Source organism: Pseudomonas sp. KBN12P06040 (assembly GCF_037574965.1).
Classification (GTDB): domain Bacteria; phylum Pseudomonadota; class Gammaproteobacteria; order Pseudomonadales; family Pseudomonadaceae; genus Pseudomonas; species Pseudomonas aeruginosa.
Window position 1 is genome coordinate 2,347,371 of sequence record NZ_JBBELS010000001.1, and the last position, 26,832, is coordinate 2,374,202.

Consider the following 26,832-nt stretch of genomic DNA (forward strand, 5'->3'; position numbering starts at 1 on the left):
GATGAGCGGCGGGGTGTCTCAGGCGTCGGCTTCCACCTCGACCAGCACCTGCCGGTTGCGCACCTGCTCGCCACGGCCGACCTGGACGCGGCGGACCACGCCGTCGACTCCGGCCTTCAGCGGGTGTTCCATCTTCATTGCCTCCAGCACCAGCAGCAGTTGGCCCTTGCCGACCCGTTCGCCCTCGCCGACCAGCACCTCGACGATGGCGCCGTCCATCGGCGCCTTGAGCGTGCCGGAACTGGCGCCGACCTGGGCGCTGGCGCCGGCGTGGGTGACGTCGAGCAGTTCGAGGTTGCCGCCGTGGCCGTATAGCCAGAGGCGCCCGCCGTCCAGGTGGTAGGCGTGGCGGCGGCGAATGCCGTCGAGTTCGGCGCTGGCCCAGCGTCCGTCGCAGTCGAGCAGGCGCACGGCGATCTCGCGTCGCTCCAGGCGCGCCAGCAGTCGCGGCCGGCGACCGCTTTCGAGGACCTCCAGGCCGATCTCCAGGCGCTGTTCGGCGTGCTTCAGGACGATCTTCCACGGTGCCCCGGCGGCGCTGCGCCAGCCGGCCAGGCCGGGCTGGTGAGCACTGGCCTCGGCGCCGGCCTGGTAGAGCAGGGCGGCGGCCAGGGCCAGTTCCTCGGCGCCCGGCTGGCGCGGTTGCAGGCTGGGGTCTTCGGCGAAGCGTTCGCCGATGAAGGCGGTGGTCGCCTCGCCGGCGGCGAAGTCCGGATGCGCCAGGAGGTTGGCGAGGAACCGCTGGTTGCCGTCGACCCCCAGCAGCACGCAGCGCTCCAGTGCGCGGATCAGCTTGCGCCGGGCTTCGTCGCGGGTCGCCCCGTAGGCGATCAGCTTGGCCAGCATCGGGTCGTAGAAGGGCGTCACCGCCTGCCCCTCGACCAGGCCATGGTCGATGCGTACGCCGGGCAGCAGTTCCGGGTCCCAGCGCAGCACCGTGCCGGTCTGCGGCAGGAAGCCGCGACCGGCGTCCTCGGCGTAGAGGCGGACCTCGATGGCGTGCCCGCGCAGTTCCACCTGCTCCTGCCGCAGCGGCAGCGGATGGCCCTCGGCGACGCGGATCTGCCAGGCCACCAGGTCCTGGCCGGTGACCAGTTCGGTGACCGGGTGTTCGACCTGCAGGCGGGTATTCATCTCCAGGAAGTAGAAGCGACCATCCTCGCCGAGAAGAAACTCGACGGTGCCGGCGCCCACGTAGTTGACCGAGGCCGCGGCCTTCACCGCCGCCTCGCCCATGGCGCGACGCAGGTCGGCATCGAGCACCGGGCAGGGGGCTTCCTCGATGACCTTCTGGTGGCGGCGCTGCACCGAGCAGTCGCGTTCGCCGAGGTAGAGCAGGTTGCCGTGGCGGTCGCCGAACACCTGGATCTCCACGTGGCGCGGGCGCGGCACGGCCCTCTCCAGGATCAGCTCGGCGCTGCCGAAGGCGCCCAGCGCTTCCGAGCGCGCAGTGCGCAACTGTTCCAGCAGTTGGCCGGGTTCCTCCACCAGGCGCATGCCGCGGCCGCCGCCGCCGGCGCTGGCCTTGATCATCAGCGGGTAGCCGATGCGTTCGGCCTCGCGCCGCAGGGTCGCGTCGTCCTGTTCGGCGCCTTCGTAGCCGGGGATGCACGGCACCCCGGCGGCGAGCATGGCGATCTTCGACAGGCGCTTGCTGCCCATCAGGTGGATGGCTTCCGCATCCGGGCCGATGAAGACGATCCCGGCGGCTTCGCAGGCACGGGCGAACTCGGCGTTCTCGGAGAGGAAGCCGTAGCCGGGGTGGATCGCCTCGGCGCCGCTGCGACGGGCGGCGTCGAGGATCGCCTCGAGGTTCAGGTAGGACTGCGCCACCGCTGCCGGGCCGATGCACACGGCCTCGTCGGCCAGTTGCACATGGCGGGCGTCGGCGTCCGCCTCGCTGTACACGGCGACGCTGCGGTAGCCCAGTTCATGAGCGGTGCGCAGCACCCGGCAGGCGATTTCACCGCGGTTGGCGACGAGGATCTTGTTGAAGCTGGGCATGTCGTTCGGCTCCTGGAGGCTGTTGCCCTGTTTCGCGGTCGTGGCTCACTGGGCCCAGACCGGCTTGCGTTTCTGTACGAAGGCCAGGGTGCCTTCGCTGCCTTCGGCGCCGCCCACCGCTTCGGCGAACTGGCGCGCCGCATCGTCCAGCAGGGCGCCGAGTTCGCCGCTTTCGCTGGCCAGCAACAGGGCCTTGGTGGCGGCGTTGGCGTTCGGCGCACAGCGGCGCAGTTGCTCGAGGGTTTCCTCCAGGCGCTGTTCGAGGGCATCGGCGTCGGCCTCGCAGAAATGCACCAGGCCCAGGCGCAGTGCCTCGCGGCCGTCGAAGCGGGCGGCGGTGAGGGCCAGGCGGCGGGCCTGGGTCAGGCCGATGCGGCGGACCACGAAAGGCGCGATCTGCGCCGGGAGAATGCCGAGGCTGGTTTCCGGCAGGCCGAACTGCGCATCGGCGGCGGCGATCGCTACGTCCGACACGCAGGCCAGGCCGAAACCGCCGCCGAGCACCGCGCCTTCTACCAGCGCCACCAGCAGTTGCGGGGCGGCCTGGGCTTCCTCCAGCAGGCTGCCGAAGGCGCGGTTCAGCGTGCGGTAGGCTTCCGCCCCGGCGGCGCGGGCACCGGCCATGTCCTTGATGTCGCCGCCGGCGCAGAAGTGCCCGTCGGCGCCGCGCAGCACCAGCGCCCGCACGCTACGGTCGTCGCGCACGGCGGCGAGCACCGCGCGCAGTTCGCCGACCATCGCCAGGCTCATGGCGTTGCGGCTTTGCGGGCGGTTCAGGGTGATCCGCAGGACGCCCTCGACGGGTTCCAGCAGCAGGGTCTCGCAATGCGGCAGGCTCATGCCGGTTTCCTCCTGGAACGTCAGCCTTTCTTCTTGCCCGGCAGGATGCCCATCAGCTTGCAGATGATGCCGAGCATGATCTCGTCGGCACCGCCGCCGATGGATACCAGGCGGGTGTCGCGGTAGGCGCGGGAGACCGGGTTGTCCCACATGAAGCCCATGCCGCCCCAGTACTGCAGGCAGGCGTCGCTGACCTCGCGGCCGAGGCGGCCGGCCTTGAGCTTGGCCATGGAAGCCAGGCGCGTCACGTCCCTGCCTTTCACGTACAGCTCGGTGGCCTGGTAGACCAGGGCGCGCAGCGCCTCGACCTCGGTCATCATCTCGGCCATGCGGAAGTGGATGACCTGGTTGTCGATCAGCGGCTGGCCGAAGGTCCTGCGCTCCTTGCAATACTCGATGGTGACGTCGATGCAGTGCTCCAGGCCCTTGATCATGTTGGCCGCGCCGAACAGCCGTTCTTCCTGGAACTGCAGCATCTGCATCATGAAGCCGGCGCCTTCCGCGCCGATGCGGTTGCGCTGCGGTACGCGGACGTTATCGAAGAACACCTGGGCGGTCTCCGAACTGCGCATGCCGAGCTTGTCCAGGTGCGGGCTGAGGGTAATGCCCGGGGTCTTCATCGGGACCACGATCAGCGACTTGTTGACGTGCGGCTTGTCGTCGGAGGTATTGGCGAGCAGGCACATGAAGTCGGCCGACGGCGAGTTGGTGATCCACATCTTGCTGCCGTTGATCACATAGTCGTCGCCGTCCTTGCGCGCGGTGGTCTTCAGGCCGGCGACGTCGGAGCCGGCGCCGACCTCGGAGACGCCGATGCAGCCGACCATCTCGCCGGCGATGGCCGGGCGGAGGAACTCCTCGCGCAACTCGTCGGAACCGAAGCGGGCCAGGGCCGGGGTGCACATGTCGGTCTGCACGCCGATGGCCATCGGGATGCCGCCGCAGGTGATGCTGCCGAATTCCTCGGCGGCGACGATCGAGTAGCTGTAGTCCAGGCCCATGCCGCCGAACTTCTCCGGCTTGGAGATGCCCAGCAGGCCGAGTTCGCCGGCCTTGCGGAAGATCTCGTGGATCGGGAAGCGGCCGTCCTTTTCCCACTGGTCGACGTTGGGGTTGATTTCCCGCTCGACGAAGCTGCGAACGGTGCGGCGGAGTTCCTCGTGTTCCTGGGTGAAGATCATGGGTTGTCTTTCCTCCTGGGCATCATTGTTTTCCGGCAGGATCCGCTTGCTCTCTCCCAACCCTCTTCCTTCAGGGAGAGCGGGGAGAGGGGCTGTCGCCGGCTCGCCTGTTGCAGTCAGAACCTCGCGACCCCGAAGCTGTTGCCCTTCAGCGGCCGCGCCTCGGCTTCCGCGCAGATATCCAGCAGGTAGCCGAGCAGCCTGCGGCTGTCGCGCGGGTCGACCAGGCCGTCGTCCCACAGGCTGGCGGTGCCGTAGAGCGCGGTGGACTGGCTGTCGAGCTTCTGCGCGGTGACGGTTTCCAGCATCTCGAGCATCTTCGGATCGGCTTCCTTGCCTTCCTTGGCGTGTTTCTCCTCGGTGACGATGCGCAGCACCTTGCCGGCCTGGGCACCGCCCATCACCGCGGTGCGACTGTTCGGCCAGGCGAAGATGAAGCGCGGGTCGAGGCCGCGTCCGCACATCGCGTAGTTGCCGGCGCCGTAGGAGCCGCCGACCACCAGGGTCAGCTTGGGCACGCGGGCGTTGGCCACCGCCTGGATCATCTTCGAGCCGTGCTTGATCACGCCCTGGCGCTCCGACTCGGTGCCGACCATGAAGCCGGTGGTGTTGTGCAGGAACAGCAGCGGCGTGTTGCTCTGTTCGCAGAGCTGGATGAACTGCGCCGCCTTGGCCGCGCCCTGCGGGGTGATCGGTCCGTTGTTGCCGATCAGGCCGCAGGCGTGGCCCTCGATGCGCAGGTGGCCGCAGACGGTCTGGCCGTCGAACTCGTTCTTGAAGTCGAGGAACTCGGAGCCGTCGGCGATGCGCGCGACGATCTCGCGGACGTCGTAGGGCTTCTTCGGGTCGGCCGGAACCACCCCGAGCAGCTCCTCCACCGGGTACAGCGGTTCGCGCCAGGAACGCGCCGGGCGCGCCGGCAGTTGTGCGTTCCACGGCAACATGCCGACGATCTCGCGGGCCAGGCGCACGCCGTCGGCGTCGTTTTCCGCCAGGTATTCCGCGGTGCCGGCGACCTGCGCGTGCAGTTCGGCTCCGCCGAGTTCCTCGTCGCTGGCGATCTCGCCGGTGGCGGCCTTGAGCAACGGCGGCCCGGCGAGGAACATCTTGGCCTTGCCGCGCACCACCACCACGTAGTCCGACAGCCCCGGCTGGTAGGCACCGCCGGCGGTGCTGGAACCATGCACCACGGTGACCTGGGGAATGCCCATGGCGGAGATCCGCGCCTGGTTGGCGAAGCCGCGCGCACCTTCGACGAATATCTCCGCCGCATAGTTGAGGTTGGCGCCGCCGCTTTCGGTGAGGGTCACCACCGGCAGCTTGTTCTCCATGGCGATCTGCTGCAGGCGCAGGGTCTTCTTCAGCCCGGTTGGGGAGATGGTGCCGCCCTTGATCGCGCTGTTGCTGGCACTGACCAGGCAGCGCACCCCGGCGATGTAGCCGATCCCGGCGATGATCCCGCCGCCGGCCTGGGTGCCGTCCTTGTCGTCGTGCAGCTTGTAGCCGGCCAGCGAGGACAGTTCGAGGAACGGCGCGCCCGGGTCGAGTAGCAGCGCCAGGCGTTCGCGCGGCAGCAGTTGGCCGCGTTTCTCGAACTTCGGCCTGGCCTCGGCGGCCTTGTCCAGGACCTTCTGCTCCAATTCGCGGAAGCCGGCCACGGCGGCGAGCATGGCCTCGCGGTTGCGGGCGAAGTCCTCGCCGTTGACGTCGAGTTCCGACTGGATCGCGGGCATGTCAGTCCTCCTGGTCCTTCAGTACGTCGGGCAGGTAGGCGCGGTGGAAGCCGTTGTACGCGCGGCTCTGTCCCGGCTTGCCCTTGAGCAGCGGGAAGGCGCGGCTGCCCTGGCTGGCGGCGCCGTCGATGCGGATCGTGTTGCCGCTGACGAAGGCGGCGCCGGGGGAGAGCAGGAAGACGATGGCGGCGGCGACTTCCGACTCGCTGCCGATGCGCTTGAGCGGCACGTGCTCGCGCAGGGTCGGGATCACCGCCTTGAACGCGCCTTCGTAGGTATCCATGCCGCTGGACGCGATCCAGCCCGGCGCCACCGCGTTGACCCTCACGCCGGCATGGCCCCACTCGACGGCGGCGGTCCTGGTGAAATTCTCCATGCCGGAGCGTGCGGCGCCGGAGTGACCCATGCCGGGCATGCCGCCCCACATGTCGGCGAGCATGTTGACGATGCTGCCGCCGGTCTTGCTCATCGACTGGTTGAACACTTCGCGGGCGACCAGGAAGCCGCCGACCAGGTTGGTGCGGACCACGGTCTCGAAGCCCTTCTGGCTGATCGAGGCGAGGGGCGAGGGATACTGGCCGCCGGCGTTGTTGACCAGGTGATGGATGGTCCCGCGTTCGGCCAGGATATTCGCCACCAGCGTCTTCACCGCTTCCTCCTCGCGGATGTCGCAGGCGTGCCAGCTGACGCTGCCGCCGTCTTCGACGATCTCGCCGGCGGTCTTCTCCAGCTTTTCCGCCTTGCGTCCGACCAGCACCACGTGGGCGCCGAGGGCCGCCAGCTCATGGGCGGTGCAGCGGCCGATGCCACTGCCGCCGCCGGTGACGATGATGGTCTGGCCGTCGAACAGGCCAGGTCGGAAGATCGAGTCGTAGCTCATTGTTCTGGTGACTCCGATGAATCCCGTGGGGTGGTTGCAGCGGAACGCCGCATTCGTCGTTCCTGGTCGTGGTTATCTGCCCTGCGTTTCCAGCGCGTCGGCGAGCGCCTGCGGCACCGCCACCGGGAACTCCAGCAACTGCTGGGCGAAGGCCTTGCCCTGCGGGTCGATGCGCAGGCTGGCGACGCCGCCGCCGCCGAGGGCGTTCTCCAGCAGGAAGTTCAGGCTGTGGCTGCCCGGCAGGTACCAGCGGCCGACCCGGCCGGTCTGCGGGTCGAGCACATGCTGCATCCAGTCCACCACCGCGCCTTCCTCCAGCGCCTCGGCGATCCACGGCAGGTACTCCGGACGCCGCGCCATGACCCCGATGTTGCTGTGGTTGCCCTTGTCGCCGGAGCGCGCCACCGCCAGCTTCACCAGCGGCACGCTGGCGCTGGCGGGCTGCTCCGGGCGTGGCGGCTGGCGCGCCTCGGCCAATCGTGCCGGGTCGAAGGCTTCGAGGACCGGCAGTTCCAGCGGATGGCGCTGGCCGTCGATCTCCACGCTCAACGCGCATTGCGCCTTGTCGATCAGGAAAGAGAACAGGCGGATCACCGGATACACCGTCGGTCGGCCGCCGACGATGCCGGTCAGGCCGGGCGCCATCCCGGTGGCGGCCTGGGCGATCTCGCGGGAGAACAGCACCAGGGCTTCCTTGCGCGGATGCCGGACGGCCAGCTTGACCACCACTTCGCGGCTGTCCTGCCGTCGCCCATGGGGACCATAGGTGGCTTCGCTGCCGAGCAGTTCGACATTGACCTCGCGGTAGGGCTCCCAGCCGCGCTCGGCGAAGATTTCCTCGGTCCTGGCGATGATCGCCTGGCTGACCCGCTCGGCCTTCTTCAGCGCATCGATGCCGGCGATCAGGCAACTGGCGGTGCAGCGGAAACCGTCCGGATAGGTGGCGCTGACCTTGTACCGGTCGGTGGGCGGCAGGCCGCGCGCGCCTTCCACCGCGACCCGGTCGGGACCGGCCTGGCGCAGGCGCACCTCGGTGAAGTCGCAGACCACGTCGGGCAGCAGGTAGGCGCGTGGGTCGCCGATCTCGTAGAGCATCTGTTCGCCGACGCTCAGTTCGCTGACCAGGCCACCGGTGCCGGGCGCCTTGGTCACTACGAAGCGCCCGTCGGCCTCGACCTCGACGATGGGGAAGCCGATGTGCTCGTAGTCCGGCACCTGCTCCCAGTCGGTGAAATTGCCGCCGGTGCATTGCGCGCCGCATTCGACGATGTGCCCGGCGAGGGCGGCCTGGGCCAGTCGGTCGTAGTCGTCCCAGGCCCAGCCGAACTCGTGCACCAGGGCGGCGCTGACCACCGCGCTGTCGACCACCCGGCCGGTGATCACGATGTCCGCGCCCAGGCGCAGGGCCTCGACGATGCCCGGTGCGCCGAGGTAGGCGTTGAGCGAGACGCACATCGGCGGGAAAGGCGCGTCGCTGAACATCTCGCGGATGCCGGCCTTGGCCAGTTCGGCCTGGCGCGCTTGCAGGTTGTCGCCATGGAGCACGGCGATCTTCAACTGCACCCCGGCCTTCTCGCAGGCCGCGGCGAGGGCGGCGGCACAGGCCTGCGGATTGATCCCGCCAGCGTTGCTGATGACGCGGATCTTCTTCTCGGCGATCTCGCCCAGCAGCGGTGCGAGGACCTCGACGAAATCGGTGGCGTAGCCGGCGTCCGGCTGTTTCAGGCGGGCGCCGGCCATGATCGACATGGTGATCTCGGCCAGGTAGTCGAACACCAGGTAGTCCAGCGGCGCGCCGCGCACCAGCTGCGCGGCCGCGGTGCAGGTGTCGCCCCAGAAGGCCGAGGCGCAGCCGATGCGTACGGTCTTTTGCATTGTTCTTGACCCGTGACGGCGGAAGTGTGGGGCGACATTACCAAGCAAGCGCTTGGTTGAGAAGAGGGCAGAAACAAATCCGTTCGCGGCTGTTACCCAAGCGCTTGCTCGGTCGTCTTCGCAGGCATACATTTCATGAATGCCGACAAGCACTTGCGGGGCAATCCCGAGGCCGGTCGGCAAATACGGAGCGGCCGGGCGCGCGGATGAGCGGCACCGAGCCGCCGACGATCCGGAAAAGGGGTACTCAGCGTTGGACGATCAGAAAGCCCGGGAAGTGATGCTGGAGCTGGTGGCTACCGGACAGCTCACCGATCCGGAAAGCGCCCGCGGCAAGCTGCTGCAGACCGCCGCCCACCTGTTCCGCAGCAAAGGCTACGAACGCACCACGGTGCGCGACCTGGCCAGCGCGGTGGGCATCCAGTCGGGCAGCATCTTCCATCACTTCAAGAGCAAGGACGAGATTCTGCGCTCGGTGATGGAAGAGACCATCCTCTACAACACCGCGCTGATGCGCGCCGCCCTGGCCGACGCCGAGGACCTGCGCGAGCGGGTGCTGGGACTGATCCGCTGCGAGCTGCAATCGATCATGGGCGGCACCGGCGAGGCGATGGCGGTGCTGGTCTACGAGTGGCGCTCGCTGTCCGCCGAAGGCCAGGCGTACATCCTCGGCCTGCGCGACATCTACGAGCAGATGTGGCTCGACGTGCTGGGGGAGGCGCGGCTGGCCGGCTACTGCCAGGGCGATCCGTTCATCCTGCGGCGCTTCCTCACTGGCGCGCTGTCCTGGACCACCACCTGGTTCCGTCCGGAAGGACCGATGAGTCTCGACCAGCTCGCCGAGGAGGCCCTGGCGCTGGTGATCAAGAACGCCTGATCACTCGGAGATCAGGCGGAACGGGTAGCTCAGCAGGAGGAAGTGCAGGGTGTTGATCGAAGCGTGCAGCAGCACCGCCAGGGACAGCCGCCCGCTGAAGTGCAGGACCATGCCGTAGCCCAGCCCGGCGATCCCGGCCAGCAGCGCGTACACCGGGTTCACCAGCAGGTGCAGCGCGGCGTAGGCGAGGGTCGCGACGATGATTCCCGGCCAGGCGCCGAACCAGCGGATCAACTGGCTTTGCAGCAGGCCGCGGAAGAACGCCTCCTCGGCCAGGGAGACCACCCCGACGTTCAGTACCAGCCACCACCAGAAGGCATCCGGCCACTTCGGCTGCCAGCTCGCGGCATTGGTCATGATCGACAGCAGCGGCACCACGAAGAAGGTCAGGCAGAAGGCCAGCGCGGTGATATCCAGCGACACCAGCGGCTGCTTCGGCCGGCGTAGCCACCAGGCGAGCAGGGTAAGGGCGACCAGGGCCTTGTCCCAGGGCAGCCAGATCATCTGGATCGGCGGGCTGGCGCTGGCCAGGTCCCAGGGGAACAGGCGCAGGGGAATGAAGCCGGGCAGGTAGTGGATGGCGATCAGGGCGCTGGCGGCGAGGCTCACCGGCCACCAGAGCAGGGTCGGCAGCCAGCGTTCGGCGTAGGTCACCCAGATGATGTAGAGCAGGACGATGACCGCCGTCAGCAGCGCGATGTGCCCGGTGAAGAAGCCCCCGAGCAGGAACAGAATGGGTAGAAGCGGTATCAGACGCCCGAGCATGCAGCCTCCCGTTTAAAGGAGGGATTCTAAAGGCATTTCGACCCGCGGATGGGAAAAGCGCAAGGAACGGACCTTCTGCCAGAGGGAAACACACGGGGAACGAACCCCAGGTTGCGCAGGAAAAACCATGCGCGGCCCGCATGACTCCGCCACGCGAGTCTTCGCCTCGCCGGTTTTTCGCCCGCCGGGGTTTTCCTACGAGACCTAGTGACCCGCCGGCAGGCCAATAGGTTCAGCGGTCCTTCGCCTCCTGCGCGTCCAGCTCGGCGTTGCGTTCATGGATGCGTTTGAGCTGTTCCTCGCTCAACGGCAGCTTCTTCGCCGAGTCGCGCAGCAGCAGGAGTCCGCCGACGATGGAGCCCAGGGCGAGGACGATGATCAACCAGGCGTACCAGGGCATGTTGTTCTCCCTCATCGATATGAATGTTCACCATACGCCGGGTTTGCCTTTCTGTCAGGCAACGTTCCGGCGCGAGGTCCTGTGGTTGAGACTCCCGGCGGCGCTCGGAAGTTGCGGGCGGAGAAAGCGCTGAGCCTGGTCGGCGTGATGCCTGTCACATGTTGGCAATCTGACATTGCTTAACTGGCGGGTATCCCTTCATTGCCCCGTCCGGGCCTGCCAGCGAGAGGTTGCCGATGTCTCCGAGCGCGTTGTCCCGTCTGTTGCGCCCGGTGGAACCCCTGACTCCGGCGATGAGCATCAGCGACGTCGCCGACCGCCTGCTGATGCCGGAGCACCGTGCCTTCCTCTCGCTGCCGGTGGTCGACGACGAGCGCCGGGTCCTCGGCCTGGTCAGCCGCTACACCCTCCAGGACATCTTCATGCAGCGTTTCGGCCGCGACCTCTGGGGCCGCCATCCGGTGCGCGACGTCATGAACCGGGCGCCCCTCAGCGTCTCCCTCGGCGCCAGCCTGGAAGAGGCGGCGCAGCAGGTCACCGGTCGCCTGCAGTATCCGATCACCGAGGACTTCGCCCTGGTCGACGAAGAGGGCCGCTACCGTGGCCTGGGCACCGTGCTCGACCTGCTGAAGGCCATGGAGGCGCGCATCGCCCAGCGCAACCGGGTGCTGCGCAAGGCGCTGGTGGACCTCAAGGAGTCCCAGGCGCAACTGGTGCAGTCGGAAAAGATGGCTTCGCTCGGGCAGATGGTGGCCGGGGTCGCACACGAGCTGAACACGCCGCTCGGCTACGTCGGCAACAACCTGGCGCTGCTGGAGGAGCTGAGCGATCCCTTGTTGCGCCTGGCCGATGCCCAGGCGGCGCTGGTCGACTGCCTGGGCGACCCGCAGTGCGACGAAGCGCGCCTGGCGCAGGCGCTGCAGGCGGCCGACGCGGTGCGCCGCGAAGCCGCCGTCGAACAGTTGCGCGAGGACCTGCGGCAGTTGTTCGTCGATACCCGCTACGGCCTCGGCCAGATCGGCGAGCTGGTTTCCGGGCTCAAGGACTTCGCCCGCCTGGACCGCGCCTTCAGCGAGGAGGTCGACCTCAACGACTGCGTGCGCAACGCCTTGCTGATCGCCCGCACCGCCATCAAGGACAAGGCCGAGATCAGCAGCCAGCTCGGCGAGCTGCCGCTTATCGCCTGCGCGCCGTCGCAGATCAACCAGGTGCTGCTGAACCTGCTGACCAACGCCGCGCAGGCCATGGAGCGTTTCGGCCGCATCCTGCTGAAGAGCTGGGCCGACGAGCGCCAGGTGTTCCTCTCCGTGCAGGACAACGGCAAGGGCATGCCCGCCGAGGTCCTCGGGCGGATCTTCGACCCGTTCTTCACCACCAAGCCGGTGGGGCAGGGCACCGGGCTCGGCCTGTCGATCAGCTACAAGATCATCCAGCAACATGGCGGGACCATCCGCGTGGCCTCCGAACCGGGCCGCGGAACCCGCTTCCTCATCAGCCTGCCGCGAGAGCAGGCCCGCGAACTGAAACGGAGCGCCTGACATGAGCCCATCTCCCGTCCGCATCCTCTTCGTCGATGACGAGGAGCGCATCCTGCGCAGCCTGGCCATGCAGTTCCGTCGCCATTACGAGGTGCTCACCGAGAGCGACCCGCGGCGCGCCCTGGAGCGCCTGAAGACGGAACGGATACAGGTGCTGGTCAGCGACCAGCGCATGCCGCAGATGAGCGGCGCCGAACTGCTGGCGCAGGCTCGCGAGCGCTATCCGGAGACCCTGCGGATTCTCCTCACCGGCTATTCCGACCTCGACGCCGCCGTCGACGCGCTCAACGACGGCGGCATCTTCCGCTACCTGACCAAGCCCTGGAATCCCCAGGAAATGGCCTTCACCCTGCGCCAGGCGGCGGAGATCGCCAGCCGCCAGGGCCTGCCGGCACCGCCCGCGGCCACGCTGGCGGCGCCGCTGAGCGTGCTGCTGCTCGACGACGACCCGGAAACCCTGGACTGCGTCGGGGCCTTCTGCCATGCCGGCGGGCACCGCCTGCTGCGCGCGCGCAACCTGGCCGAGGCGCTGGTGTGGCTGAACACCGAACCGGTGGAGGTGCTGGTCAGCGACCTGAAGCTGGCCGGGGAGCATACCGCGCCGCTGCTGAAATCCCTGGCCCAGGCCCATCCGCGCCTGCTCAGCCTGGTGGTTACGCCGTTCCGCGACACCCAGGCCCTGCTCGAACTGATCAACCAGGCGCAGATATTCCGCTACCTGCCCAAGCCGATCCGCAGGGGATTGTTCGAGAAAGGCCTGAAGGCGGCCGCCGAGCAGGCCTTGCTGTGGCGCGGGCGAAGCCTGCCGGAGGTCGACCGGCTGGCCGAGGTGCCGCGCGACGAGCGCGAGAAGGAACGGGTCGGCAGCCTGCTCGGTATGCTCGGCCGCCTGCGCGAGCGGCTGACGGCCTGAACGCCGGCCTAGCCGGCGTCGCAACCGGCGGCCTTGGCCTGGCGGCTTTCCACCAGGCGTGCGCGGAGTACGTCGTAGCTCCAGTTGAAGGCCATGGTGTAGGGCAGGAAGAACAGGATCAGGCCCATGTCGAGGAGGAACGCCTCGACCAGTCCGATCGACAGCCACCAGGCGGCCAGCGGTACCAGCACCACGATCAGGCCCAGCTCGAAGAGCATCGCATGCAGCACCCGGACCTGCAGGGTGCGCTGGAAGCCCATGCGCCGCTGGGCGCGGTCGAAGAGGCTGTTGAAAAGCATGTTCCAGAGCATCGCCACGGTGGAGAACATCAGCGTCAGCGCACCCATGTGCGCCAGGGGCTTGTTCATCACCAGCGACAGCACCGGCGCGGTGAGGAGGACGGCCAGGCCCTCGAAGGCCAGGGCGTGGAAGATCCGCTCCTTGAGAGTCTTGTCGAGGGCGGTGTGGGTGTGGGTCATGGCGAACGCTCCCGGTTCGTCGTTGAAGTCGGGCTGTATTGTCATCGGTCTTTGGGATAGGGTTAAGTTGGATACCATCGGAAAAACCGATATGCATTTGTCGCCCGAATCCCTCGAGGCCTTCGTCCAGGCCGTTTCCCTCGGCTCCTTCAGCGCCGCCGCGCGCAAGCTGGGCAAGAGCCAGTCGACCGTCAGCGAGGCCATTGCCCGGCTGGAGATCGACCTCGGCCTGGAACTCTTCGATCGCAGTGGCCGCCAGCCGCAACTGACCGAGGCCGGGCGCACGCTGCTGGGACGGGTCGAGGAGGTCCTCGGCGCATCCGACCGCCTGCGCCGGGTCGCCGCGCTGCTCGCCGGCGGCTCGGAGCCACGGGTGACCCTGGCGCTATCCGACACCTACCATTCGGCGCGCTACGAGGCGCGCCTGGCCGAACTGGACGAGCGTTACCCTGAGCTGGAGTTCGAATGCCTGATTGCCGAGGACCAGGACGTGATCGCTCAGGTCAGCCGCGGCCGCGCCACCCTCGGCCTGCTCGCCGCGCAGCCGCACTACCCGCCGGAGCTGGGCGTGGCGGCGGTCGCCGAGCGTGCCGAGTTCGGCCTGTTCGCCGCCGTCGACCATCCGCTGGCGGGCCTGGAGCGGGTCAGCGAGCGTGACCTTTCCGAATGGCGTCTGCTGCGCCTGAACACCTATAGCGAGACCGGCGCGGCGATCAACGACGGCCTGCCGTCCAGCGGCGGGCGCTGCTGGTCGGCGCCCAACTACCTGTTGCTGCTGGAAATGGCCACCCACGGCTTCGGTTGGGCCGAGCTGCCGCGCTGGCTGGTCAGCGGCTACGCCAACGGGCGGCTGAAGGAGTTGCCGGTGTCCGGCTGGCCGCGCAGCCAGGCGGTGGATGTGGTCTGGTCGCGGCAGCGGCCGTTGGGACCGGCGGCCAACTGGTTGCTGGACCGCTTGCTGGATCGCGACCTGCCTATCTAGGGAGGGGCCGGCTGAGCCCCGGTTCAGCCGGCGAAGCCGCCGGCGGCGAGGAAGGCGAGTTCCTCGGCGCTGGACAGGCGACCGAGGATCGGATTGCGATGGGGAAAGCGCCCGAAGCGGCGGATGATCTCGCGATGCTCACGAGCGTGGGCGAGGAAGGGCTGGCCGAGTCCGTGGTTCAGCGCTACCGAGCGATCCTGGTCGGCAAGGTTCTCGGCATGGGCGAACGGCAGGTAGAAGAACAGCCGCAGCGCGTCCCCGACCTGGCGGTCGAGGCCTTGTCCCAGAGCCCGCTCCGCCCAGCGCCGCGCTTGGGCGTCGCTGGCGTACATGCGCGGGGTTCCACGGAAGGCGTTGCGCGGGTACTGGTCGAGCAGCAACAGCAGGCCGAGATGGTCCTCGGCTTCACCGGCAGCCGGGCGCAGCGCGTTGGCGCAGGCAAGCTCGTAGAGGTGGGCGAAGCGCTCGCGGAAGCGCCGGTCGAAATCGGCGTTCCTGGCGAACCAGAGGGTAGGGCCGGCATCGCGCCAGAAACCGACCACTTCCGGCAGCGGGGACGCGCTGGGAGGAGGCAAAAGCGCTGCATGGGGCATCTGCGGATCCAGGAAGTAGAGTAGGGACTCCAGGCTATTGGTCCGGGTTCTTTGGATAAACGTGGGTGGCATGGATAGACTGTCCAGCCATCCCGAATAGAGAGAAGGGGGCCTGCCCATGGATCGTCTGGACAGCATGCGCGTGTTCCTGCGCGTTGCCGAAACCGGCAGCTTCACCAAGGCCGCGGATCTGCTGGACATGCCGCGGGCGACGGTCTCGGCGGCGGTCCAGCAGCTCGAAGCGCAACTCGGCAGCCGGCTGTTGCATCGCACCACCCGGCAGGTCCAACTGACCCACGACGGCAGCGTGGTGCTGGAGCGTTGCCGTCACCTGCTGGAAGACATGGAAGAGCTGGAGAGCCTGTTCCACGACGGCAGCCGCGCCAGCGGCCGGCTCAAGGTCGACGTGCCGAGCCGGGTGGCGCGACTGCTGATCGCCCCGGCGCTGCCGGAATTCTTCCGCCAGCATCCGGACATCGAACTGGAACTGGGCTCGAGCGACCGTTCGGTGGACCTGGTGCAGGAGGGCGTCGACTGCGTCCTGCGGGTCGGCCAGTTGGGCAACAGCAGCCTGGTGGCGCGACGCCTTGGCGAGATGCAACTGATCAATTGCGCCAGTCCCGCCTACCTGGAAGAGCATGGCGAGCCACGGACGCCGGCCGACCTCGACCGGCACTGGGCGGTCAACTATGCCTCGCCCAGCAGCGGCCGGGTGTTGCCCTGGGAGTACCGCGAGGATGGGCGCACCCTGACCCGCGCGTTGCGCAGCCGGGTCACGGTGAACAACGCGGAAAGCTACATCGCCTGCTGCCTGTCCGGACTGGGCCTGATCCAGATCCCTGCCTACGACGTGCGCGAGCACCTCCAACGCGGCGAGCTGCGCGAGGTGCTGCCGCAGTGGCGGGCCGAAGCGATGCCGGCGTACGCCCTGTATCCGCACCGGCGGCATCTGTCGCGGCGGGTCAGGGCATTCGTCGACTGGCTGGAGCAACTGCTCCGCGCCCGCCTCTAGTCCACGACGTTCATCTCCCCGGCGCGTTCCGGGCTACGGCAAACGGCCGGATTCTGCGACAATGCGCGCCGTTTTCGATTCGCCGCGAGAGAGCCCATGTCCGCCTGCCAGTCCCCCATCATCGTCGCCCTGGATTTCCCCACCCGTGAGGCCGCCCTGGCGCTGGCCGATCAGCTGGACCCGAAACTGTGCCGGGTGAAGGTCGGCAAGGAACTCTTCACCAGTTGTGCCGCGGGTATAGTCGAGACCTTGCGCGGCAAGGGCTTCGAGGTGTTCCTCGACCTGAAATTCCACGACATCCCGAACACCACGGCGATGGCGGTGAAGGCCGCCGCCGAGATGGGCGTGTGGATGGTCAACGTGCACTGCTCCGGCGGCCTGCGCATGATGGCCGCCTGCCGCGAGACGCTGGAGGCCTTCAGCGGACCCAGGCCGTTGCTCATCGGCGTGACCGTGCTGACCAGCATGGAGCGCGAGGACCTGGCGGGCATCGGCCTCGACATCGAGCCCCAGGAGCAGGTGTTGCGCCTCGCCGCCCTGGCGCAGAAGGCCGGCATGGACGGCCTGGTCTGCTCGGCCCAGGAAGCGCCGGCGCTGAAGGCCGCCCATCCGGGCCTGCAACTGGTCACGCCGGGCATCCGCCCGGCCGGCAGCGCCCAGGACGACCAGCGGCGCATCCTCACCCCGCGCCAGGCCCTGGACGCCGGCTCCGACTACCTGGTGATCGGTCGGCCGATCAGCCAGGCCGCCGACCCGGCCAAGGCGCTGGCGGCGATCGTCGCCGAACTGGGCTGAGGCGGCTTCCCCCACGCCTGCCGTCGGCGACCGTCGCGCGTCGTGTCGAGCCGGACATGGCGCAGGCATCATCCGCGCCGGCGCCCAGGGGGGCGCCTGCGGTCGCCTGTCCCTCCCCAGCGTCTAGGCTTGTAGCGGGCACTCCGGCAAGTACCGGTGGCAACGGTTTCACAGTTTCGTGAGGAAAAATTGCAAGTGCCTTGCCGGCTGGCCCCAGGCCAGTAGGATCGCTGTTTTCCCCGGAAACGCGAGGTCGGGATGCTGAACACCCTGGAAGCCTGCCTGAAGGCGGTCGATGAGATTCTCCTGGGCAAGGACCGCCAGGTGCGCCTGGCCCTGGCCTGCCTGCTGGCCCGTGGGCACCTGTTGATCGAAGACCTGCCGGGGATGGGCAAGACCACCCTCAGCCATGCCCTGGCGCGGGTGCTCGGGCTCAGTTTCCAGCGCATCCAGTTCACCTCGGACCTGCTGCCGGGCGATATCCTCGGTACCTCGGTGTTCGACAAGGACAGCGGGCAATTCGTCTTCCATCCCGGGCCGATCTTCGCCGAGCTGGTGCTCGCCGACGAGATCAACCGCGCCACGCCGAAAAGCCAGAGCGCCTTGCTCGAGGCGATGGAAGAAGGCCAGGTGACCATCGAGGGCGCCACCCGGCCCTTGCCGGAACCGTTCTTCGTCATCGCCACGCAGAACCCGGCCAGCCAGGGCGGCACCTTCTCCCTGCCGGAATCGCAGCTGGATCGCTTCCTGATGCGCCTGTCGCTGGGCTACCCCGGACGCGCGGCGGAACGCTCGCTGTTGCTCGGCGAAGCCCGGCGCGATCTGCTGCCGCGCCTGGAGCCCTTGCTCGACCACGCGGCGCTGGCCGCTTTCCAGGCCGAAGTGCCGAAGGTCCGCGCCAGCGATGCGCTGGTGGACTACGTGCTGCGCCTGGTCGAAGCGACCCGCACGCAGCCGGCCTTCGCCCTCGGCCTGTCGCCGCGCGGTAGCCTGGCGTTGCTCGCCGCGGCGCGTGCCTGGGCGCTGCTGGCGGGACGCGACTATGTGATTCCGGAAGACGTCCAGGCGGTGTTGCCGGCGGTCGCCGGGCATCGCCTGCGCGACCAGGCGGACCCCACCGGGCACGGTGGCGGCGCGCTGGTGCAATGGCTGCTGCGCGAAGTCCCGGCGCTCTGATGCGCCTGCGCAACTGGCCGCGCTGGCAGCGCTGGCTGAACCGGCGGATACCGCCGGCGAGCAGCGTCGAGCTGAACCAGCGCCGCGTATTCATCCTGCCGACCCGCCAGGGCGGCGCTTTCGGCCTGGCGCTGCTGGTGATGCTGCTGGCGGCGATCAATTACCAGAACAGCCTGGCCTACGGGTTGACCTTCCTGCTGCTGTCCCTGGGCGTGGTGACCATCCTCCATACCTATCGCAACCTTGCCGGCCTGCGCCTCACCGCGTTGGGAGCGGACCCGGTGTTCGCCGGCGAGCGCGCCGGTTTCCGGGTGCGCCTGGAAAGCCCGCGGCGGGCGCGCCAGGCCATCGCCGTCGGCTGGCCGGAGCGGCCGCTGGAATACGCCGACCTGGCAGGCGACGCGGCTGCCGAGGTGCTGCTGTTCCACCCGACCGAGCGACGCGGCTGGCTGCGGCCGGGGCGCCTGCGGGTGGAGAGTCGCTTTCCCCTCGGCCTGCTGGTGGCCTGGAGCTGGGTCGACCTGCGCCAGCAGGCGCTGGTCTACCCTCGGCCGCTGGCCGGCGAGTCGTTCCTCGCGCCGGGCGCGGAGGATGCCGAGGACCAGGGGCGCGCGCTGGCGAGCGCGGGCGTCGACGACTACCAGGGGCTGCGCGCCTACCAGCCGGGCGACTCGCGGCGGCGCCTGCACTGGAAGGCATTTTCCCGTGGCCAGGGGCTGCTGGTGAAGGACTTCGCCGCGCTCGGCGGGGAAGACCTGTGGCTGGAATTCGAGCGCCTCGGCGGGGACCTCGAAAGTCGCCTGGGCCGCTTGTGCCATGCAGTCCTGGAACTCTCCGCGCGGCAGCAGCCCTATGGCCTGGCGCTGCCCGGCACGCGCCTGCAACCGGCCAGCGGCGAGGCCCAGCGCGAGGCCTGTCTGCGCGCGCTGGCGCTGTTCGGAGCGGCACGATGAACGCGATTCCGCGGGTCGCGCTGGTCTGGCTGCTGGTGGCGCAGGTACTGGTGATCCTGCCGCACCTGGCCTACATGCCGCTGTGGATCGCGGCCATGTGGCTCGGTTGCGCGGCCTGGCGGGTGCAGGTCTTCCGCATGCGTGCCGGCTATCCGCGCGCCTGGGTCAAGCTGGCCCTGGCGTTGCTCGCCGGGGCCGGGGTCTGGTTGTCGCGCGGCAGCCTGGTGGGCCTGGACGCGGGAGCGGTGCTGCTGATCGCCGCGTTCATCCTCAAGCTGGTGGAAATGAAGACCCGCCGCGATGCGCTGGTACTGGTGTTCCTCGGTTTCTTCGCAGTGGTGGTGGGCTACCTGTTCGACGACGGTTTCCTCGCCGCGCTCTACAGCCTGCTGCCGGTGACCGCGTTGCTGGCGGCGCTGATCGGCTTGCAGCAGAGCGCTTTCGCCAGCCGGCCCTGGCCGACCCTGCGGCTGGCCGGCGGGCTGTTGCTGCAGGCGCTGCCGCTGATGCTCCTGCTGTTCCTGTTCTTCCCCCGCCTGGGGCCGCTGTGGTCGTTGCCGATGCCCGGCAACAAGGGGGTCACCGGACTCTCGGAGAGCATGGCGCCAGGGGATATCGCCGAGCTTGGGCGCTCCGCCGAACTGGCGTTCCGGGTCCGCTTCGAGGGCGCACCGCCGCCGCGCGAGCAGCTCTACTGGCGCGCCTTGACCATGGAGCGTTTCGACGGACGACGTTGGGCTCAGGCGCCGCAATGGTCGGGCGAGGATGCTCTGCACTGGCAGAAGCGTGGCCCTGAGTTGCGCTACGACGTGATCATGCAGCCCAGTTCGCAGCCCTGGCTGTTCGCCCTCGACGTGGCGCAGACCGACCAGACCGACACGCGCCTGATGAGCGATTTCCACCTGCAGCGGCGGCAGCCGGTCGAGCAACGTCTGTTCTACCGAGTCAGTTCCTGGCCACAGGCGCTGCGCGAGTCCAGCATCGATCCGCGCATGCGCTGGCGCAACCTGCAGTTGCCGATGCACGGCAATCCGCGCGCGCGAGCGCTGGCCGAGGAGTTGCGCCAGGCCCATGCGCAACCGCAGGCGCTGGTCGCGGCCCTGTTGCAGCGCTTCAACCGCGAGCCCTTCGCCTACACCCTGAAACCGCCAGCGACCGGTGCCGACGGGGTGGACGATTTCCTGTTCGACACGCGCAGCGGCTTCTGCGCGCATTACGCCGGGGCGATGGCTTTCGTCTTGCGCGCCGCGGGCATTCCTGCGCGAGTGGTGGCCGGTTACCAGGGCGGCGAGCTGAATCCGGCGGGCAACTACCTGCTGGTGCATCAGTTCGACGCCCACGCCTGGGTCGAGTATTGGCAGCCGGAGCAGGGCTGGCTGAGCGTCGACCCGACCTACCAGGTGGCGCCCGAACGGATCGAACAGGGGCTGGAGCAGGCCCTGGCCGGAGACAGCGAGTACCTCGCCGACGCGCCGCTGTCGCCGTTGCGCTACCGTGGCCTGCCCTGGCTCAACGACATGCGTCTGGCCTGGGACAGCCTGAACTACGGCTGGCAACGCTGGGTCCTGGCCTACCAGGGTGAGCAGCAGGGCGCCTTCCTGCAGCGCTGGTTCGGCGGGCTCGATCCGACCCGACTGGGCCTGTTGCTCGGTGCCGCGGCGATATTGTCGGTCGGTCTGCTCGCGCTGTTCCTGCTCAAGCCCTGGCAAGGCCGTGGCGATCTGCGCAGCCGCCAACTGCGCCGCTTCGAACGCCTGCTGGAGATGCATGGCCTGCGCCGTTCCCCCGGCGAAGGGCTACGCTCCTACGGCGAGCGCGCCGCCCGCGTCCTGCCGGCGCAGGCGCCAGCCATCGCGGCCTTCGTCGGCGCGCTCGAAGCGCAACGCTATGGACACGGCGGTGCCGATGATCCAGGGTTGCGTCTGCGCGCATTGCGCCGGGCGCTGCCCTGGCGCCTGGTGCGCGCGCCCACGCGGGATGGCCGGGGAGAGGAGAAGGCATGACGGGGTTCATCGATGAACTGCTGGCCGAGGTGATCGGCCAGCAGGTGGCGTTGATGTCGGCGGTCGCCCGCCTGGAGGCGCGCACGGATGGCGAGGCACTGCACGACCTGCGCATCGCCCTGCGCCGTCTGCGCAGCCTGCTGCGGCCGATCCGCGGGGTTCCCGGCGTCGAGGAACTGGAGCATGCCGCCGCCGAGATCGGGCGGCTCAGCGGGCCGATCCGCGACCTGGAGGTGCTGCTGCCGGCGCTCGCCGCCGAAGGGCTGCGGGATGCGCTGGCGGTGCGCCGGCCGGTGCTGGAGTCCGGCTACGTAGCGGTTCTCGCCAGCCAGCCGCTGCACCGCCTGCAGCTTTGCCTGGACGTCTGGCCGGCCCTGTTGCGTACGGCCCAGCGGCATGCCGTGCTGGATGGCTTGCACGGCCGGGTGCGCAAGCGCCTGCGCCGGCAATGGAAGACCCTGCGCGCCGAGCTGGCGGACACCACCTACGAGCACTGGCACCCGCTACGGCTGCGGATCAAGCGCGTGCGCTACGGGCTGGAGGCCTATCCGCACGATTGCAGCATTCCCGGCTCGCTGCTGGCGCCGCTCAAGGCGGCCCAGTCGGCGCTGGGCGATTGGCACGACCTCGAACAGTGGCTGTTGCGATGCCAGCGCGAGCCGGACCTGGCGCCCGTGCGCGAGGTCTGGACGGCCCGCTTCGAACTGGCCCGGGAGCGTGCCGGACGGGCCCTGTCGACATTGCAGCAGGCGCTTGCCGGGCACTGACGCCGCCGGTATTCCGATCGGCTTTTTCCCAAGGATCGCCTCGCCTAAGATGGGCCCTCGAATCCCCTCGCGAGGCACACATGAATTTTTCCGAATTGATCCAGGCGGTCCGCCGCGACCCTTCCTCGGTGGTAGTACCGGCCAGTTGGGGCCAGGGCCGCGCCACCTTCGGTGGCCTGGTGGTGGCGTTGGCCTACGAGGCCATGCTTGCGGTGGTCGAGGCGGGGCGTCCGTTGCGCTCCATCGGCGTCAGCTTCGTCGGACCGCTGGCCCCCGAGCAGCCGGCTAGCTTCAGCGCCCGGTTGTTGCGCGAGGGCAAGGCGGTGAGCCAGGTACAGGTCGAGGTCCGTCAGGGCGAGCAGGTGGTGACGCTGGTCCAGGCCAGTTTCGGCGTCGCCCGCGCGTCGGCGGTGGCGGTGGAAGCGTTGCCGGCGGCCGGGATGAAGGGCCCCGAAGAGAGCCAGGAGCTGCCCTATATCCGTAACGTGACCCCGGAGTTCACTCGCTACATCGCCATGCGCTGGGCAGTGGGCGGCCTGCCGTTCTCTTCGAACAAGTCGCGCCAGATGGGCGGCTGGATGCGTTTCCGCGATGAACCCGAGGGAGAGCCCATGGAGGTTTCCCACCTGCTGGCGCTGCTCGACTCCTGGCCGCCGGCGCTGTTGCCGCATCTGGGCACCCCGGCGATGGCCAGCTCGCTGACCTGGACCGCCGAGTTCCTCCAGCCGCTGCCGCAGCAAGGCAGCGGCGACTGGTGCCGTTACCTGGCGGAGATCGAGGAGGCGCGCGACGGCTACGGCCACGTGGCGGCGCGGATGTGGAGCGCCGACGGCCAGTTGCTGGCGATCAGCCGGCAGATGGTCACGGTGTTCGGCTGAGGCGCATGTCAGGCGGGCGCGTACTCGGTGCGGTTGCGCCCGCCGCTCTTGGCCTGGTAGAGCGCGCTGTCGGCGCGCACCAGCAGGCTTTCCAGGTCGTCCCCAGCGTCCCTGCGCAGGGCGACGCCGATGCTCACGGTCATTCGCAACGGTTCGCCGTCGGGATTGCTCACCCGCAGCGCCTCGACGCCGGCGCGCAGCCGTTCGGCGACGTCCAGCGCCTGGTCCAGGCCGATTTCCGGTAGCAGCGCGGCGAATTCCTCGCCGCCCAGGCGGCCGAGCAGGTCCACTTCGCGCAGGCCCTGGCGCAGGGTCTCGGCGACACGTTGCAGGGCGCGGTCGCCGGTCAGGTGGCCGTGGCTGTCGTTGATGTTCTTGAAGTGGTCGATGTCCAGCATCAGCGCCACGCAGGGGTGGTGGAAGCGTTCGGCGGCCTTGAGCATGAGTTCCGCCTGGTGCAGGAACGAGTGGCGGTTGTGCAGGCCGGTCAGGGTATCGGTGCTGGCCAGCAGGCGCAGTTCCTGCTCCATGGCCTTGCGCCGGCTGATGTCGTAGCACCAGATCAGGGTCGCCGGCTCGCCGTCGATTTCCAGGTGGCGCGCGCAGATCACCGCCCAGCAAGGCGTTTCCCCGCATAGCTGGGCTTCCCAGCCATCCACCTGGCCGCGCGCCTCCAGGGCGTTCTGCAGGCGGCTGTATTCGCTGGCGCTGGCGAACAGCCGGGGCAGGTTGAAGTCGTCCTGGGCCTGGCAACCCAGGCGCTTGAGCAGGCGCGGGCTGACGTAATGGATGCTGGCGCCGCAGGCGCTGAGCAGGACCACGTCGCTCGGGCTGGCCTCGAGGATGAAATGCAGCAGCGCCTTGCCTTCGCTGAGCTGGCGGGTGCGCTCGCCGACGCGTTTCTCCAGGGTGGCGTTAAGCTCGATCAGATGCCCGGCCAGTTGCTGCGCGCGCTTGAAGTCGGCGACCAGGCGCAGCACCAGCAGGGCACCGCCGGCACCGATCCCGAGCAGCGCCCAGAACAACGCGTAGAACGCCCGGTGCAGGCGCTTGCGGTCGACGTCCAACTGGTTGGTCAGGGCGATGTTGCTGGCGACGACGATCTGGTGGGTCGGTTCGAGCAAGGGCGGGACCTGCTGGACGATCTCCGCGGCCAGGCGGCGCGCGGCGACGGGATCGCCCCAGGGGGCCTGGTCCGACCAGCGATCGCTGAGCTCGATCAGGCGTTGCAGGGTGGCCTGTACCTCCGGACGCGGTTCGGCGAGATGCCTGAACAACGACTGGCGGCGCAGCGGCGCGATCAGGCTGGCGAGGACTTCGAGACGGATCGCCAGGTCGTCGGCTTGGCCTTCGCCGCTCTCGATGTGCCGCGCGGCGTCCAGCGTGCGATCCAGTTCGGCGCGCAGCGAGTAGGTCTGCCACAGCTCGTTGTGCAGGTTCGGCTGGGCCAGTTGCTGGGCCTGGCGCACCGCCAGCCACAGCGCAGCCCCGGCGATCAGCGCCATGAGCAGCACCAGGCCGAGCAACAGCCCCATGATCTGGCGTTGCCGGCGCAGCTTTGTCGGATCGAGCAGCGGCACAGTCATGTCCGTTACTTACTCAAGAGTGATGGAGCTGACCTGCCAGACGGTACGGTTGTAGTAGACCTGGTTTCTCAACTCAGGATAGCGGGCCATCGGGTAGATGATGAAAAGCGGTCCGCGTTCGCGGATCGCCATGTAGGCGCCGTTGCGGCGATAGGCGAGGATGGGCTGGTAGCTGTCGAGGTCGCTGTACGGGATGATCGCCGAGTAGTCGTTCAGCGCCAGCACGCGCAGGCGCTTGGGCGGCGCCAGGTCCAGGTGGCGCAGCAACAGGCTGAGGCGCACGCCTTGCCAGCGGGCGTTGGCCTCGCCGGGGAGCTGGGCTTCCAGGGTCTCGCTGGGCAGGGCTTCGAGGTCGGACAGGGTCAGCCGTACGGGAGCGCCGCCGGACCGCTGCAGGGTGACGATCGGACGTCCGCCCAGCGGCACGGGTTCCGCGGCCTGGGCAAGAGGCAGCCCCAGGCAGCAGGAAAAGACGATTAATTGACGCGTTGACGGCATGTTGTCGGTCCACGACAGGATTCCGTCGATTATATCGGCAGCGTCGCGCTAAAACTGAAGGGCTGTGCAAAATCCCGGACGAACTGTCACTTATGCCGTTCGCGCCAGGCCCGCCACCAGGCGCCGCTGAGGACGAAACGGGGGAAGGTGACGAACTGCTCGACGAGCAGGCGACTGACAGCGTCGCGCCGATCGCTGAATGGCTCGGGTGCCTGTTCCTCCAGCGCGTGTCCCTTGGCCTGGATCGCCAGGCCGGCGCCGATGCCGATGACACCGAGTACCACCTGCAGCAGGTCCAGGCCGAACAGGCCGCCGAGCAGCAGGATCGCAGCGACGATGAACAGCGGCACGGCGATCAGGTGCAGGACCAGGTTGGTCGGGTTGCGGTGGTTGGCGGCATAGCCGCGCCATTGCCAGGCGAGCAGGTTGGGATGACGTTTGCCCATGTTCTCGGTACTCCGTGACGGCGACCCGCGAGGCGGGTCGTTACATGTCGTCGAGTCTAGGCGGGGTGCGGTAGCGCGGCGAATGATTCCTGCCTATCCGGGCGATAGGCAGGTGCGCCGGCGGATCAGAGGCGTAGCTGGCCGATGGCGCGGGTCAGATCGCCCGCCAGGTCGACCAGTTGCTGGCTGGTGGCCGCCGACTCGACGGTCTGCTGCACGGTGAGTTCGGTGACGTCGCGGATGCCCACCACCGAACGGGTCATCTCTTCCGCGACCTGGCTCTGCTGTTCCGCGGCGACGGCGATCTGCGTGTTGCTTTCGCGCATCTGCGCCACCGCGTTGGCGATCGCCGCCAGCGCCTCGCCGGCGTCGCCGGCCTGGCTGACGCAACCGTCGGCCTTGAGCGAGCTTTCCTGCATGAACTCCACGGCGTCGCGGGTGCCCGACTGCAGGGCGAGGATCATCTGGGTGATCTCGTCGGTGGAGTCCTGCACGCGACGGGCGAGGTTGCGCACCTCATCGGCCACCACGGCGAAGCCGCGGCCCATTTCCCCGGCCCGCGCGGCCTCGATGGCGGCGTTGAGGGCAAGCAGGTTGGTCTGTTCGGCGATGCCGTGGATCACGTTGACCACGCCGCTGATCTTCTGGCTGTCCTCGGCCAGCTTCTGGATCATCTCGGCGGTGTCCTGGACGCCCTGGGACAACCCGGCGATCGACGCGCTGACCCGGCTCACCGCCTGCTGGCCGGCGCCGGCCAGGCGGTCGGCTTCCTGCGACTGGTCACGGGTGTCGGCAGCGTGCTGGGCGATATGGAAGACCGTGGTGGACATCTCGTTGATCGCGGTGGCGGTCTGGTCGGTCTCGCTCTGCTGGCCGAGCATGCCCTGGCGTACCTGGCCCATGCTGCGGGCCAGCGCCTGGGCGCCTTCGTCGAGCTTGGTAGCGGCCGCGGCGACGGTGCCGACGATGCGCTGGTAGCCGGCCTGCATGGCGTTGAAGGCGCTGGCCATCTGGCCGACTTCGTCGCGTCCCTGCAGCGGTACGCGAGCGGACAGGTCGCCGCTCTTCTCGACGTGCAGCATCACGTCCTTGAGGGTATGCAGGTGGGTGAGGATGAAGCGGATCAGCAGTTGCGAGGCCGCCAGCAGCGCCAGCATCAGCACCAGCACGGCGACGGCGTAAGCGCCGGCCCGGTCGGCGAAGACCTGCCACAGGTCGCTGGCCGGGGCAAGCACGGCGAAGCGCTGGCCGGAGCCGGTCTGGCCGACCCAGGCGCCGAGTAGCGGGGTATCGCCCTGGCGCGCGCCGGACAACTCGATCCAACCCTGCCCCTTGCCCAGCGCCTGGGCAGCGGTGCCGCCCAGGCTCGCGGCCTGTTCCAGCGGCAGCAGGTTGCTGCGGGCGGGCAGGGCGCTGCCCGCCGGCCAGCTCTGAACCAGCTCGCCCTCGGCGGCGGCGGCGCGCTGGGCGGAAGCGTTGCGCCCGGCGGCTTCCTGCTGCATGGCGAACAACACCAGCAGCAGGGTGGTGAAGAAGGCCACCGCGTTGACGGCCCAGAACTTGTATTTCAGTGGAATGTCGCTGATCCAGGTGCCCATAGGGGGATTTCTTCTTATCGGCAAGCTAATGGCAAGGCGCCATTATCTTGAAAGCTGAGT

25 protein-coding genes are annotated in these 26,832 nt (G+C 68.7%); 11 read left to right on the top strand and 14 right to left on the bottom strand.

Going from position 1 to position 26,832, the window contains the following annotated elements; translation table 11 throughout:
- Window positions 1–18: 18 nt before the first annotated feature.
- From atuF to VQ067_RS11120, 6 genes are all read right to left on the bottom strand, one after another.
- Window positions 19–2,004 carry a geranyl-CoA carboxylase subunit apha gene (atuF, locus tag VQ067_RS11095; protein WP_023095412.1) on the bottom strand — a complete coding sequence of 662 codons (1,986 nt, stop codon included), beginning with the start codon at window positions 2,002–2,004 and terminating at the stop codon, window positions 19–21.
- 45 nt (window positions 2,005–2,049) lie between these two features.
- Window positions 2,050–2,844 (bottom strand): isohexenylglutaconyl-CoA hydratase, encoded by a 795-nt coding sequence (gene atuE, locus VQ067_RS11100; RefSeq protein ID WP_003090995.1) that lies wholly within the window; start codon window positions 2,842–2,844, stop codon window positions 2,050–2,052.
- A 20-nt stretch (window positions 2,845–2,864) separates the two neighbouring features.
- A complete protein-coding gene (gene atuD / locus VQ067_RS11105) occupies window positions 2,865–4,025 on the bottom strand; it encodes a citronellyl-CoA dehydrogenase (protein ID WP_003101733.1) in 1,161 nt (386 codons plus the stop codon).
- Between the two features lie 116 nt (window positions 4,026–4,141).
- Window positions 4,142–5,758 (bottom strand): geranyl-CoA carboxylase subunit beta, encoded by a 1,617-nt coding sequence (atuC, locus tag VQ067_RS11110; protein WP_003114738.1) that lies wholly within the window; start codon window positions 5,756–5,758, stop codon window positions 4,142–4,144.
- 1 nt (window position 5,759) lies between these two features.
- Window positions 5,760–6,638, bottom strand: coding sequence for an SDR family oxidoreductase (locus VQ067_RS11115; RefSeq protein WP_015502704.1), 879 nt, complete (start codon window positions 6,636–6,638; stop codon window positions 5,760–5,762).
- A gap of 72 nt (window positions 6,639–6,710) precedes the next feature.
- Complete coding sequence (locus VQ067_RS11120) at window positions 6,711–8,513, bottom strand: acyclic terpene utilization AtuA family protein (RefSeq protein ID WP_003101727.1); 1,803 nt, start codon at window positions 8,511–8,513, stop codon at window positions 6,711–6,713.
- 253 nt (window positions 8,514–8,766) lie between these two features.
- Here VQ067_RS11120 and atuR point away from each other — a divergent pair, with 253 nt between their 5' ends.
- Window positions 8,767–9,390 carry an atu genes transcriptional repressor AtuR gene (gene atuR, locus VQ067_RS11125; protein WP_003114740.1) on the top strand — a complete coding sequence of 208 codons (624 nt, stop codon included), beginning with the start codon at window positions 8,767–8,769 and terminating at the stop codon, window positions 9,388–9,390.
- Here atuR and VQ067_RS11130 read toward each other — a convergent pair whose 3' ends face one another.
- Together VQ067_RS11130 and VQ067_RS11135 are read right to left on the bottom strand one after the other, a co-directional pair.
- Window positions 9,391–10,155 carry a CPBP family intramembrane glutamic endopeptidase gene (locus tag VQ067_RS11130; RefSeq protein ID WP_003090986.1) on the bottom strand — a complete coding sequence of 255 codons (765 nt, stop codon included), beginning with the start codon at window positions 10,153–10,155 and terminating at the stop codon, window positions 9,391–9,393.
- 232 nt (window positions 10,156–10,387) lie between these two features.
- Window positions 10,388–10,555, bottom strand: a complete 168-nt coding sequence (locus tag VQ067_RS11135) for a DUF2897 family protein (protein WP_003090984.1) — start codon at window positions 10,553–10,555, stop codon at window positions 10,388–10,390.
- 236 nt (window positions 10,556–10,791) lie between these two features.
- Between VQ067_RS11135 and VQ067_RS11140 the strand changes: the two genes are divergently transcribed.
- Together VQ067_RS11140 and VQ067_RS11145 are read left to right on the top strand one after the other, a co-directional pair.
- Window positions 10,792–12,093 carry a sensor histidine kinase gene (locus VQ067_RS11140; RefSeq protein WP_016254237.1) on the top strand — a complete coding sequence of 434 codons (1,302 nt, stop codon included), beginning with the start codon at window positions 10,792–10,794 and terminating at the stop codon, window positions 12,091–12,093.
- A 1-nt stretch (window position 12,094) separates the two neighbouring features.
- On the top strand, window positions 12,095–13,006 hold the full coding sequence (locus VQ067_RS11145; protein ID WP_003090981.1) for a response regulator: 912 nt from the start codon (window positions 12,095–12,097) through the stop codon (window positions 13,004–13,006).
- An 8-nt stretch (window positions 13,007–13,014) separates the two neighbouring features.
- On the opposite strand, the gene VQ067_RS11150 is transcribed toward VQ067_RS11145, so the two are convergent.
- Window positions 13,015–13,485 carry a multidrug/biocide efflux PACE transporter gene (locus VQ067_RS11150; RefSeq protein ID WP_003101714.1) on the bottom strand — a complete coding sequence of 157 codons (471 nt, stop codon included), beginning with the start codon at window positions 13,483–13,485 and terminating at the stop codon, window positions 13,015–13,017.
- A gap of 91 nt (window positions 13,486–13,576) precedes the next feature.
- Here VQ067_RS11150 and VQ067_RS11155 point away from each other — a divergent pair, with 91 nt between their 5' ends.
- A complete protein-coding gene (locus tag VQ067_RS11155; protein WP_003090978.1) occupies window positions 13,577–14,467 on the top strand; it encodes a LysR family transcriptional regulator in 891 nt (296 codons plus the stop codon).
- 23 nt (window positions 14,468–14,490) lie between these two features.
- Here VQ067_RS11155 and VQ067_RS11160 read toward each other — a convergent pair whose 3' ends face one another.
- Complete coding sequence (locus VQ067_RS11160; RefSeq protein WP_019371654.1) at window positions 14,491–15,132, bottom strand: DUF924 family protein; 642 nt, start codon at window positions 15,130–15,132, stop codon at window positions 14,491–14,493.
- Window positions 15,133–15,178: 46 nt separating this feature from the next.
- On the opposite strand from VQ067_RS11160, the gene VQ067_RS11165 reads away from it, so the two are divergent.
- The 7 genes from VQ067_RS11165 to VQ067_RS11195 all read left to right on the top strand — a co-directional run bounded on the left by VQ067_RS11165 (window position 15,179) and on the right by VQ067_RS11195 (window position 22,644).
- Window positions 15,179–16,072: a LysR family transcriptional regulator gene (locus tag VQ067_RS11165; RefSeq protein ID WP_003101696.1), complete on the top strand. Its 894-nt coding sequence runs from the start codon at window positions 15,179–15,181 to the stop codon at window positions 16,070–16,072.
- A gap of 96 nt (window positions 16,073–16,168) precedes the next feature.
- Window positions 16,169–16,867 (top strand): orotidine-5'-phosphate decarboxylase, encoded by a 699-nt coding sequence (gene pyrF / locus VQ067_RS11170; protein WP_003090975.1) that lies wholly within the window; start codon window positions 16,169–16,171, stop codon window positions 16,865–16,867.
- Window positions 16,868–17,125: 258 nt separating this feature from the next.
- Window positions 17,126–18,043 carry an AAA family ATPase gene (locus VQ067_RS11175; RefSeq protein ID WP_003090974.1) on the top strand — a complete coding sequence of 306 codons (918 nt, stop codon included), beginning with the start codon at window positions 17,126–17,128 and terminating at the stop codon, window positions 18,041–18,043.
- Window positions 18,043–18,996, top strand: coding sequence for a DUF58 domain-containing protein (locus VQ067_RS11180; protein ID WP_023091607.1), 954 nt, complete (start codon window positions 18,043–18,045; stop codon window positions 18,994–18,996). The genes VQ067_RS11175 and VQ067_RS11180 overlap by 1 nt, the downstream gene beginning before the upstream one ends.
- Window positions 18,993–20,999, top strand: coding sequence for a protein-glutamine gamma-glutamyltransferase TgpA (gene tgpA, locus VQ067_RS11185; RefSeq protein WP_033990832.1), 2,007 nt, complete (start codon window positions 18,993–18,995; stop codon window positions 20,997–20,999). The genes VQ067_RS11180 and tgpA overlap by 4 nt, the downstream gene beginning before the upstream one ends.
- A complete protein-coding gene (locus tag VQ067_RS11190) occupies window positions 20,996–21,766 on the top strand; it encodes a CHAD domain-containing protein (protein WP_003110280.1) in 771 nt (256 codons plus the stop codon). The genes tgpA and VQ067_RS11190 overlap by 4 nt, the downstream gene beginning before the upstream one ends.
- 80 nt (window positions 21,767–21,846) lie before the next feature.
- Window positions 21,847–22,644 (top strand): acyl-CoA thioesterase, encoded by a 798-nt coding sequence (locus tag VQ067_RS11195; RefSeq protein ID WP_003090970.1) that lies wholly within the window; start codon window positions 21,847–21,849, stop codon window positions 22,642–22,644.
- Window positions 22,645–22,652: 8 nt separating this feature from the next.
- Here VQ067_RS11195 and VQ067_RS11200 read toward each other — a convergent pair whose 3' ends face one another.
- The 4 genes from VQ067_RS11200 to VQ067_RS11215 all read right to left on the bottom strand — a co-directional run bounded on the left by VQ067_RS11200 (window position 22,653) and on the right by VQ067_RS11215 (window position 26,772).
- On the bottom strand, window positions 22,653–24,230 hold the full coding sequence (locus VQ067_RS11200; RefSeq protein WP_009313873.1) for a GGDEF domain-containing protein: 1,578 nt from the start codon (window positions 24,228–24,230) through the stop codon (window positions 22,653–22,655).
- A gap of 9 nt (window positions 24,231–24,239) precedes the next feature.
- Window positions 24,240–24,728 (bottom strand): molybdopterin-dependent oxidoreductase, encoded by a 489-nt coding sequence (locus VQ067_RS11205; RefSeq protein WP_020750795.1) that lies wholly within the window; start codon window positions 24,726–24,728, stop codon window positions 24,240–24,242.
- Between the two features lie 86 nt (window positions 24,729–24,814).
- Window positions 24,815–25,174, bottom strand: a complete 360-nt coding sequence (locus tag VQ067_RS11210; protein WP_003101677.1) for an Mpo1-like protein — start codon at window positions 25,172–25,174, stop codon at window positions 24,815–24,817.
- 125 nt (window positions 25,175–25,299) lie between these two features.
- Window positions 25,300–26,772 carry a methyl-accepting chemotaxis protein gene (locus VQ067_RS11215; RefSeq protein WP_003110283.1) on the bottom strand — a complete coding sequence of 491 codons (1,473 nt, stop codon included), beginning with the start codon at window positions 26,770–26,772 and terminating at the stop codon, window positions 25,300–25,302.
- Between the last annotated feature and the right edge of the window lie 60 nt (window positions 26,773–26,832).

Bases quoted from the DNA above. Each gene is read 5' to 3' on its own strand.
- VQ067_RS11165 (WP_003101696.1), top strand. From the start codon at position 15,179: ATGGATCGTCTGGACAGCATGCGCGTGTTCCTGCGCGTTGCCGAAACC.
- tgpA (WP_033990832.1), top strand. From the start codon at position 18,993: ATGAACGCGATTCCGCGGGTCGCGCTGGTCTGGCTGCTGGTGGCGCAG.
- VQ067_RS11180 (WP_023091607.1), top strand. From the start codon at position 18,043: ATGCGCCTGCGCAACTGGCCGCGCTGGCAGCGCTGGCTGAACCGGCGG.
- VQ067_RS11150 (WP_003101714.1), bottom strand. From the start codon at position 13,485: ATGACCCACACCCACACCGCCCTCGACAAGACTCTCAAGGAGCGGATC.
- VQ067_RS11115 (WP_015502704.1), bottom strand. From the start codon at position 6,638: ATGAGCTACGACTCGATCTTCCGACCTGGCCTGTTCGACGGCCAGACC.
- VQ067_RS11200 (WP_009313873.1), bottom strand. From the start codon at position 24,230: ATGACTGTGCCGCTGCTCGATCCGACAAAGCTGCGCCGGCAACGCCAG.
- VQ067_RS11135 (WP_003090984.1), bottom strand. From the start codon at position 10,555: ATGCCCTGGTACGCCTGGTTGATCATCGTCCTCGCCCTGGGCTCCATC.
- pyrF (WP_003090975.1), top strand. From the start codon at position 16,169: ATGTCCGCCTGCCAGTCCCCCATCATCGTCGCCCTGGATTTCCCCACC.
- VQ067_RS11160 (WP_019371654.1), bottom strand. From the start codon at position 15,132: ATGCCACCCACGTTTATCCAAAGAACCCGGACCAATAGCCTGGAGTCC.
- VQ067_RS11195 (WP_003090970.1), top strand. From the start codon at position 21,847: ATGAATTTTTCCGAATTGATCCAGGCGGTCCGCCGCGACCCTTCCTCG.
- VQ067_RS11120 (WP_003101727.1), bottom strand. From the start codon at position 8,513: ATGCAAAAGACCGTACGCATCGGCTGCGCCTCGGCCTTCTGGGGCGAC.
- VQ067_RS11130 (WP_003090986.1), bottom strand. From the start codon at position 10,155: ATGCTCGGGCGTCTGATACCGCTTCTACCCATTCTGTTCCTGCTCGGG.
- VQ067_RS11175 (WP_003090974.1), top strand. From the start codon at position 17,126: ATGCTGAACACCCTGGAAGCCTGCCTGAAGGCGGTCGATGAGATTCTC.
- VQ067_RS11210 (WP_003101677.1), bottom strand. From the start codon at position 25,174: ATGGGCAAACGTCATCCCAACCTGCTCGCCTGGCAATGGCGCGGCTAT.
- VQ067_RS11190 (WP_003110280.1), top strand. From the start codon at position 20,996: ATGACGGGGTTCATCGATGAACTGCTGGCCGAGGTGATCGGCCAGCAG.
- VQ067_RS11145 (WP_003090981.1), top strand. From the start codon at position 12,095: ATGAGCCCATCTCCCGTCCGCATCCTCTTCGTCGATGACGAGGAGCGC.
- atuF (WP_023095412.1), bottom strand. From the start codon at position 2,004: ATGCCCAGCTTCAACAAGATCCTCGTCGCCAACCGCGGTGAAATCGCC.
- VQ067_RS11155 (WP_003090978.1), top strand. From the start codon at position 13,577: ATGCATTTGTCGCCCGAATCCCTCGAGGCCTTCGTCCAGGCCGTTTCC.
- atuD (WP_003101733.1), bottom strand. From the start codon at position 4,025: ATGATCTTCACCCAGGAACACGAGGAACTCCGCCGCACCGTTCGCAGC.
- VQ067_RS11215 (WP_003110283.1), bottom strand. From the start codon at position 26,772: ATGGGCACCTGGATCAGCGACATTCCACTGAAATACAAGTTCTGGGCC.
- atuE (WP_003090995.1), bottom strand. From the start codon at position 2,844: ATGAGCCTGCCGCATTGCGAGACCCTGCTGCTGGAACCCGTCGAGGGC.
- VQ067_RS11140 (WP_016254237.1), top strand. From the start codon at position 10,792: ATGTCTCCGAGCGCGTTGTCCCGTCTGTTGCGCCCGGTGGAACCCCTG.
- VQ067_RS11205 (WP_020750795.1), bottom strand. From the start codon at position 24,728: ATGCCGTCAACGCGTCAATTAATCGTCTTTTCCTGCTGCCTGGGGCTG.
- atuC (WP_003114738.1), bottom strand. From the start codon at position 5,758: ATGCCCGCGATCCAGTCGGAACTCGACGTCAACGGCGAGGACTTCGCC.